6 protein-coding genes are annotated in these 8,673 nt (G+C 32.6%); all 6 read right to left on the reverse strand.

Annotated features, from left to right (window positions below; translation table 11 throughout):
• Nucleotides 1–55 precede the first annotated feature (55 nt).
• Complete coding sequence (locus ABMY20_RS12980) at nucleotides 56–814, reverse strand: hypothetical protein (RefSeq protein WP_349265506.1); 759 nt, start codon at nucleotides 812–814, stop codon at nucleotides 56–58.
• Nucleotides 808–1,566, reverse strand: coding sequence for a hypothetical protein (locus ABMY20_RS12985; RefSeq protein WP_349265507.1), 759 nt, complete (start codon nucleotides 1,564–1,566; stop codon nucleotides 808–810). Before ABMY20_RS12985 ends, ABMY20_RS12980 begins: the two co-directional genes overlap by 7 nt.
• Nucleotides 1,560–4,862, reverse strand: a complete 3,303-nt coding sequence (locus ABMY20_RS12990) for a toxin VasX (RefSeq protein WP_349265508.1) — start codon at nucleotides 4,860–4,862, stop codon at nucleotides 1,560–1,562. The genes ABMY20_RS12985 and ABMY20_RS12990 overlap by 7 nt, the downstream gene beginning before the upstream one ends.
• Before the next feature lie 3 nt (nucleotides 4,863–4,865).
• Entirely contained in the window at nucleotides 4,866–5,648 is a 783-nt protein-coding gene (locus ABMY20_RS12995) for a hypothetical protein (RefSeq protein WP_349265509.1), read from the reverse strand.
• Nucleotides 5,645–7,261 (reverse strand): PAAR domain-containing protein, encoded by a 1,617-nt coding sequence (locus tag ABMY20_RS13000; protein WP_349265510.1) that lies wholly within the window; start codon nucleotides 7,259–7,261, stop codon nucleotides 5,645–5,647. The genes ABMY20_RS12995 and ABMY20_RS13000 overlap by 4 nt, the downstream gene beginning before the upstream one ends.
• Nucleotides 7,262–7,282: 21 nt before the next feature.
• Nucleotides 7,283–8,673: phage baseplate assembly protein V (locus ABMY20_RS13005; RefSeq protein WP_349265511.1), on the reverse strand; the 1,391-nt coding region annotated here is incomplete at its 5' end.

The raw sequence follows: 8,673 nt of genomic DNA on the forward strand, positions 1-8,673 counted from the left end.
ACCAGAGCTTTATTTGTATTGAAATTTCTCTTTCATGATAGGACTCTATAATATTTTACCATCCACCAATACGTTTACGTTCTGCTTGTTGTTCTTTTGTAGCCTCTGGTGTTGATATTTTACTTGGGTACAAAGGCTTAGGAAATCCCTCCGCTTTTCTTCGTTCAAAGTCTTGCTGACGATATGGATCAAAAGCTTCTCCAGGAGGTAGCGGACGGTTTTTATCCATATACCAAGTAATAAAAGACATATCTTCATAACACTCGCTTCCTACATAACCAGTAATAGCAAATGTTTGCCATTTATTGGGACGTATGATTTGTAATTGAAAACCTCCAACTAAATCCTCTCCTCCTGTACTATAGGCAAATTCTGCTTTTTCAAACTCCATCGTTATATTAGGTTGCCAAAGGAAACCATGAAAAGTAATTAAACCATCTTTACGATTTAATATTTGTTCTTTTTTTGGCATCGTTAACCCAAAAACAACAAAAAACAGTAATATAGCAGAAGAAAAGATTATAAAAAAAAGATTTTCATTTGTAACCCCATCTCTCAAAGAATATTTTAAAGTCCCTAAAAATAATATTAAAGATAATCCCCCTCCTAATAAAGGTACTATATAGTAAGGGATTTTTGTTGCTAAAAATTCATCATTATATAAAATATAATCAGAACGTTTCCTTTCAACATAGCCTTTGTCAAACTTGCTTGGTTTTATATCTATTTTCTTTTCTACTCTATGATAATATTTTTTAAGCTTTTCTGGATTTTTATAATCCTGATGGGTTATTTTACGGGTAAAATCTACCATCCGCCAATACGTTTACGTTCTGCTTGCTGTTCTTTTGTAGCCTCAGGTGTTGAGATTTTGCTTGAATATAGAGGCTTAGGAAACCCCTCCGCTTTTCTTCGTTCAAAGTCTTGCTGACGATATGGATCAAAAGCTTCTCCAGGAGGTAGTGGACGATTTTTATCCATATACCAAGTAATAAAAGACATATTAGAATAGCATTCACTACCTATATAACCTGCTATAGCAAATGTTTGCCATTTATTGGGGCGTATGATTTGTAACTGAAAACCACCTACAAGATCTTCTCCTCCTGTACTGTATGCAAACTCTACTTTATTAAATTCCATAGTAATGTCTTTTTGCCAAAAAAAGCCCGTAAAAGTAATTAAACCGTCTTTTCGGTTTAAAATATGTTCTTTTTTAGGCATCGTAAGCCCAAAAATGACAAAAAACATAGTACAAAAAACTGAAATAACTAAAACAGACCAATCTGCAACGTCTCTCGGTTCATTTAAAGGAAATATAAGTAATAAAGATAGAATCAATGATGCTCCTCCAAAAATTATTGGTATTATAAAATAACTCGTTTTAGTCACTAAAAAATTATCATCAAAAAAAATATAATCTGAATACTTCATATTAATATCTTTTTGCCCCAAATCACGTGGTCGTGTATAAATTTTCTTTACTACCCTATGATAATATTTTTTTAGCTTTTCTGGATTTTTATAATTTTGATGCGTTATTTTACGAGTATAATCGTTTACCATGGTTTATCAGTTTTTAATTCTGGTAAAGAAGCAATGGTAACATCTTTATTTTGATCTAAATCAGTAATGTATAAACCTGCACTTAAGGCACGTAACCTTATTTTAGCTCCTAAGTAACGTTCTTTTTTTTGTAGCGAATATGGAAAATATAATTTTTCACTCTCGTCTACTTTTAATCTTAGAGCAAATATTGCTTCAGACTGTGAGGTTATTTTATCCTCATGTGATTTCGGCACCCAAAACTTTACCTCTAAAGCCTCACCATTCTCTGTATCGTAAATTTTATTTACCGTCCCAATATTCATCTTCATTGCTTTTCCGTTTTTTACCCCTTTTGGATAAAAAAACACATGGGGTTCTACTTGATCAGGATGATTAAAAAAGCGGCTAAACACCATTTTAGCACTAAAATACGAAGCTGTTTCTATGGAAGATGCTACCCCTCCATATGGGCTATAACTGGTATAGGTTTCTGTTTTAGAATTTATGGGTTTAAAAGCTATCTGTTTGCATACAATACAGTCGAACAATTTAGCTTGGGCATCCAAAGGGTTCATTAAAGTATCGTGAAAATCATCATCTGTTAATAATTTTCTATTTTCTAAAATTCTACGGGCGTAGTCCATAGGTAATTCTTTTGAGCGCTTAGGAAAGCCTTCCCCATATGAATCACTTAATAAGAAGTTTTTAAAAAAGGTTTCCAACTCACTATCGGTAAGTAATGATGCTATAATTAGTAGCCCCACCCCTATAGCAGCTGCTATCCATCCTACAGGACCTGTAGAAGCAAAGACAATTCCTAAAGACGCCATAGAAGATATTCCAAAAGCAACCCCAGCACCAATCATAGCAAAACCAGCATCTGTATCTCCTTTATCCATGGCCTTATAACTATCATAAAAACACCATCCTACTGTTACAACACCTCCCAAAGCGGTAAGAGAACTTGTAGAAAGACGTGTTAAAGTTTTTTCTGCCATTTCTTCACTAATTATGGTTACTTTAGCTAAACTCATACTAGCTTCAGCTAATTTTATAGCAGATCCAAAGGCATACACTTTATCCTTCGTGGTACTTCCTTCACTTGTTACCTTGATTACCGAATTACCGAAATTATAAAGCTCCAATAAGGCAAACACCCCATTAAAGGCTTTACCATTAACTATCTTACTAAGTTTATAGTTTTTAACAGCTTGGGCATCGTCACTTACATTTTCTACTACTTTTACTTTTATTTCGTAGGTTGTACTTCTTCCTTTTTTACGAGTGCGGTAGGTAAAACCATCTTTACCATGGCTTTCTTTTAAAATACGTAATACATCCCTACGTTTACCTGTGTATTTTCCTTTTTTAACATATTCAGGATCTAACTCTACACCTAACTCTTGTAATCGTAAGTGAATGTCACCATCAATTATTTCAAACATTTCTTCGCCAAAAACTTTTAGATTTTTGTTAAGCTTTTCAACAATAAATTTTTGACGTTCTTCTATAGACTTGAGTAATATTCCATCTACTTCCTTAAAACTTGATGCTTTACCTGCATGATATTTTAAATTCTTTTTATAAACTCCAGCTATTTTTTGGCTAAAGCTCTCCCCTTTACTAAGTACTTCGTTAATATTTAAAGGCGCCGCTAATAAAGCTAATAGAGGGTCTAAACCTTCAAATCCTTTTGCTTTACTTTTAGTTTCTTTATTTTTTACTCGTTCAGGGTATTTATCGTCTATCACATCATACAACCAATTCACCCATTTATCATTCTCTACATAATCCTTTTTTAGTAATAAATGTCTATCAAACTTATAAGGATGGTAACTTAAAGGATCAATAATATTTAACATAAAATCTCTCCCTTCTACAATACGTTCTGGGTGATTTCCTAAAAAATCGTCTAAATAGGTTCTTACATATGTAGAACTTAATAAAACACCTAAATCTTCTCTATAATTTAATAAGATTTTTCTTGCTTGCTTACGTTCCTCAACTCCTAAAATACCTTTTAGTTTTTCATGGTCTAAACCATAACCTATATGTCCACTATTTTTTCTATAGACTGTTCCTTTTTCAGCCATACTGTAATACTCAGAATACATGGGCCTTGGATCTAACGAATGCCTATCGTCAAAATTAAACCAACCAGGTGAACCTCCATCAAATTTTAAGATAGCTTTATCATCGTTATACACCATCTGATAACAAGTGAGTGCCAATGTAAATAAATGCCCATACTCTTTATCTTTAGGCTCAGGTGCTTGTATTTCTTTTCTTTCTAATCTACCTAACGCCTCTTTTACCGATTCACCCGATTGTATTGCTTGGGTTAATGCTTGAAGCTTTAATGTTTTATCACTTACAACCTCACTTATATCTGCTGCACAACCTGCTGGGTCATGTAATGTGATAAACATATCTTCAAAAACCTCATTATCTCCTTTTTCATCTTGCTTCTTTTCATCTGATAATATTGAATCTAGCATTTTTTCAAGTGCACCTGCCCTTGGATGATTACCAGGAAACGTTGCTCTTACGTTTGTAAATGGTATAACATTTTCATGTTTTTCTTCTTCTCCTTTTTTTATACCACTACAGTCTATCAACTTCATACGTTCTTTACGCTTATTAGCATCCGTATTCAGCTCATTATGATAATCTCTACTCCATTGTACAGGAGAGTATGCTACCCAATATTTTTTTTCTGGTTCTATTATTAACTTATATTCACTCTTATCTCCAGATGGTTTTCGAATATCTTTATAGTTTCCTTTTTCATCTTTGTTGTATGCCCATATAATATGCTGTAGCTGTCCACTTTCATCAACATATAGTTCGTGGTAATCGTCTTGATCTTCATCGTTAATTAGATAAATATATCCTTTATTTAGAGCAGTTCGGGCTACATAAAAATTATTAATTTGAGGCAATTCTTTTAGTGACAACACCTCTACTTCTTCTAACTCAAGCGTACTGTTTTCTGCTGCATTTGTATTCTGGGTATTAGAATTACAAGTAGCTACATTTTTACATACTGCTTTACCTTCTTGTACTAAAACACCTTTGGTTATTCTCGGATCGTTATATTTAGGTGCATTTACATCTTCTTCTGTTTGGTTTTCTGAATTCCTATCAAATAAACCATAACGTAAAAAATGTAAACGAATACCCGGTTTTAAAGCTTCTTTTTCTGGACTCTTTACAGGTTCCGTAACACCACCTCCTGTACATTCAAAAAAATACCTAGCAACTACCTCATTATATTCTGTTAGTTGGTTTTTTTCTAAAATATCGTTAGCCATTTTTTAATTTTTGTTTTTAAAAAGTACTTTAAGATGTTTTCCTCTTTCAAAATATTTTATTCTGAAAATAAATTTGTTTTTGCATAAAACATCGTAATTGTAAATATTCGAAGTAAAGTGAGATTTGTTCTTTTTTGCCAACTCTAAGCTTTTAGAAAATGAATTATAATTTAATAATGTATCTTCTAAATATATGTTAGATAAAGTATCATTTACTGATTCAATTTTATACTCCTCTTTTTTTATCTCCGTATTCGTAAATTTTGATATAATACTTTCTATATCTCCTTTTTCCTTATCTATTATAAACTTAAATATTAAGTTCTCTCTATCATTGGGGTTTGCATTTTCAACAGGCCTTAAAAGCTCATAATCAAAAAAGCTTGATTCTATTTCTTCTTTAGTTACTGAAGCTTTATTAACTACATTTTTAGCTGACTTATCCGCCATTGCACTTCCCGATATAATCTTCTCTTGGACTTTCTTTTTTTGTTTTAGTTTTCTATTTTTTATGTCATCATAAACATAATTAAATATGCTTTCTATTTGATCAGAGTTGCCTTTAAAGTTAAATACATAATCTGCATAATAATCATTTATTGTAACATGTTTTATTTCAAAAGTTGAGTTTTTATTTTTTACTTCCCTCTCACTTAAAAGATATACCCAAAAAGCAGTTGAAAGTAACAAAAGAGACAGTACGATTTTTATTGACTTCTTTTTTTTAATAAAAAAAAGAATGAAAATTACAACAATAATAACTAGAGAAAGAAAAATTAAATTCATGATTCCGAAGGTTTAATATCTACAAACACTGTAAAAGGTCTATACTTTTCAGGATTATTTACATTTTTAAAATGTTGTAAACAGAACATTGCCACCAAACCTGGCACCCATTGCTTAGCCATACCATTAGCTCCTCCATCTTCCCATCCTGCTCCAAAAGTATCAAGAAATATCACCCTATCTATTTCAACTTTTACTTCATTGGTCTTTTCATTTTTTAACACTCTATATTTTGCCAAACAACCTTGAATACCTCCAATAAATGTTGCTGCTTCATTCATATTTGGGTTTAATGATGATGATACTCCATAGTAAGGAAGTGAAGTTTTTATTTTATAAGATGTATTCTTTGTAGAATCATTATCTATAACACCATCTTTATTATATTTCTCTTTAAGTTCCTTTTTTAAAGATGACAAAAAAGACTTAAACCTTTTTGAATCACGTATTTCTTTTGAAGGGTTTGAATTTTGATTAAATTCAAAATCTTTTCCTCCTCCAGAAAAAAAGTGATTAGCTAATTGTATTCCATTTTCTCCAAAACCATCTTCCAGATCAGAAAACAACCAAAGAGTAACTTTCATTTCTGCTTTTAAATATGCTTCTGGGTAAGATTTTGTTAACTTCACATTAAAAATATCATGATCTGACATCCCATTTTTCTTCATTTTAGCTTCACTGGGAGCATCTGCATACTCCCAATCATATGCTCTATTTCCATTCCTATTAACAATAATTGTGTTTCCTTCTTCTATAATCCAACTACCTTTTTTAACCTCTCCTTTTTCTACTTCAACAAAACGGTCTTTTTTTTCTTCTTCAGAAGCTGGTACTATTAGATTACTAGGTGATGGTGTTGAATTACACGCTTCTTTTGTATTAGAATTTGAATTACTACCTTCATTATTGGTACTTTCCTTTTCTTCCGTAGCATCTTCAACCTCCCAAGTAACTTCTACTTTTTTATCTTGTACTGTTCCTGTTAATTCTACCACTTCTTCTTCATTTGTGGTTGTACTACCATTTTCATCGGTAGTTTCAACAGGTTTCTTTACTTTAAACGTAATACTCTCTCCTTCTGGTATATTATACACATAAGCTCGAAGTGTTACTTCTTTTAACACTTTTGACTTCCGTATTATATTCTTCTCTTTTAGCCATTGTAAGTTATAAATTCGCGGTTCTCCTTGCTCTTCTTCTTTTAGCTTTTCTTGATTTTCTTCTGCTTCTTTTATTTTACTATTATGAGCCAATCTATCTACAATAGTAATTTTAGGAAATGGTATTTTATTTACTGGCATATTAACTGAAGGAACTGGAGTAGCACTACCTACTATAATATTAGCTTCTCCTGCTGTTATTGTTCCTCCATGAGCTGTTAGGTCTCCCAAACATGCTACAGGTTTTCCATTAATTAAAATATTAGGAAACCCTTGTGCTATGGTATCTGGTGGTCCTACACAGGTACACATACTACCTATGGTGGCTACGGGTTTACCATTGGCTAATACATTTGTTTCTCCTTGTGCTATTGGTCCTCCAACATGAGGAGTGGTTCCACTACACATAGGACATACATGCATACTACCTACTGTTGCTACTGGTCCTGGCATATGTTTTAGTTTTTAAAAAGATTACATTATATCAAACTTACCGCTTGCTCCTTGTACAACAGTCATTTGCCCTTGTACTTTTGTTTGTTGTCCTTTTAACTCGGCTGCCGCTTGACCTTCAATAGTTGTGTTTTGCCCTTTAATGGTAGCTTTACTACTTGCTTCAATGGCTACATTTGCACTACTTGTAATACTAGCGTCTTTATCTGCCTGAGCTTTAATTGCTCCTTGAGATAAGATTGAAGTGTCTTTTTCTGATGCTGTTTTTATTTCTCCTTTTGCTTGTAGTTCGATATTTTCTTCAGCAATTATTTTTACATTTTTTGCAGAAAACTCCATAGTTTCAGCAGACTGAACAAACAATGATTTTTCTTTAGTATCAAAGGTTATGATACTTCCGTCTTTGTCTTTTATGGTTATTTTCTCTTTATCTTTTGTGTCATCTAACTCAATAGTGTGTCCACCTCGCGTAATAATACTCTTTCTTACATTTTCTTCATCTCCTCCTGCTCCATTTTTACCTGTAAACATACTTCCCATTACAAAGGGACGGTTAGGATCGTTATGCTCAAAACCTACCATTACTTGGTCTCCTACTTCTGGTATGAAAACAAAACCTCTATTAGTTTTAGTAAGATCACTGCTCCCTGCATCTGGGGTCATTACACGAATAAAATCTGTTTTTGCTCCAATAGCTTCTTGCCAGTAAAACTGAACTTGTACACGTCCTTTACTTTCTGGGTCTTTATTACTTACTACCTTCGCTACTTGATTATTAGCTACAGCTGGTGCTATATTTTCGTTTAATGGTAAGCTTTTTGTGTTTGCTGGAATTGCCTCAAAAGTATTAGAATATGCTCCTCCTACATCTGCAAAGTGGCTTATTTGTGTTATAATATATTCTCCATACTGTTTTACAGTATATTTTCCTTCGTCATACTTTGCTGCACTTACTTTAATTACGCTCCCTAAACTTAGTCCTTTCGCTCCTCCACTTGCTTTTAGTACATTACCTCCTGCACTTAACCCTTGTAATCGTTTTTGTAAATACTCATCTAATGATGATTTGTCTTGTAAAAACACATCACTTACACCAAAGTCTTTTACTTCTTTATAAACTTGTTCTGATGCTTTAAGTGCTGTATTTGCTAAATCGTTTAATCCTTCGTTAGTTACTTTTAAATCTCCTTCAAAAAACTGATCATTTAATGAATCGTAACTATAAGTTGCTAAAGTAGGATTATACGTTTTCGTTTTTATTTGTAGCTCTTTTAAGTCTTTACTGTATTCTAGCTCTATTGGTTTTTGACCTTGTGATTCTGGCTTTCCAAAAATAACGTCTACTCCATCAAAATAAAACCATTCATTATACTGATATGCTAATCTTTGTAGGTACTTATAATCGCTCTCTG

Source organism: Tenacibaculum sp. SSH1-16 (assembly GCF_040104435.1).
Lineage (GTDB): Bacteria > Bacteroidota > Bacteroidia > Flavobacteriales > Flavobacteriaceae > Polaribacter > Polaribacter mesophilus.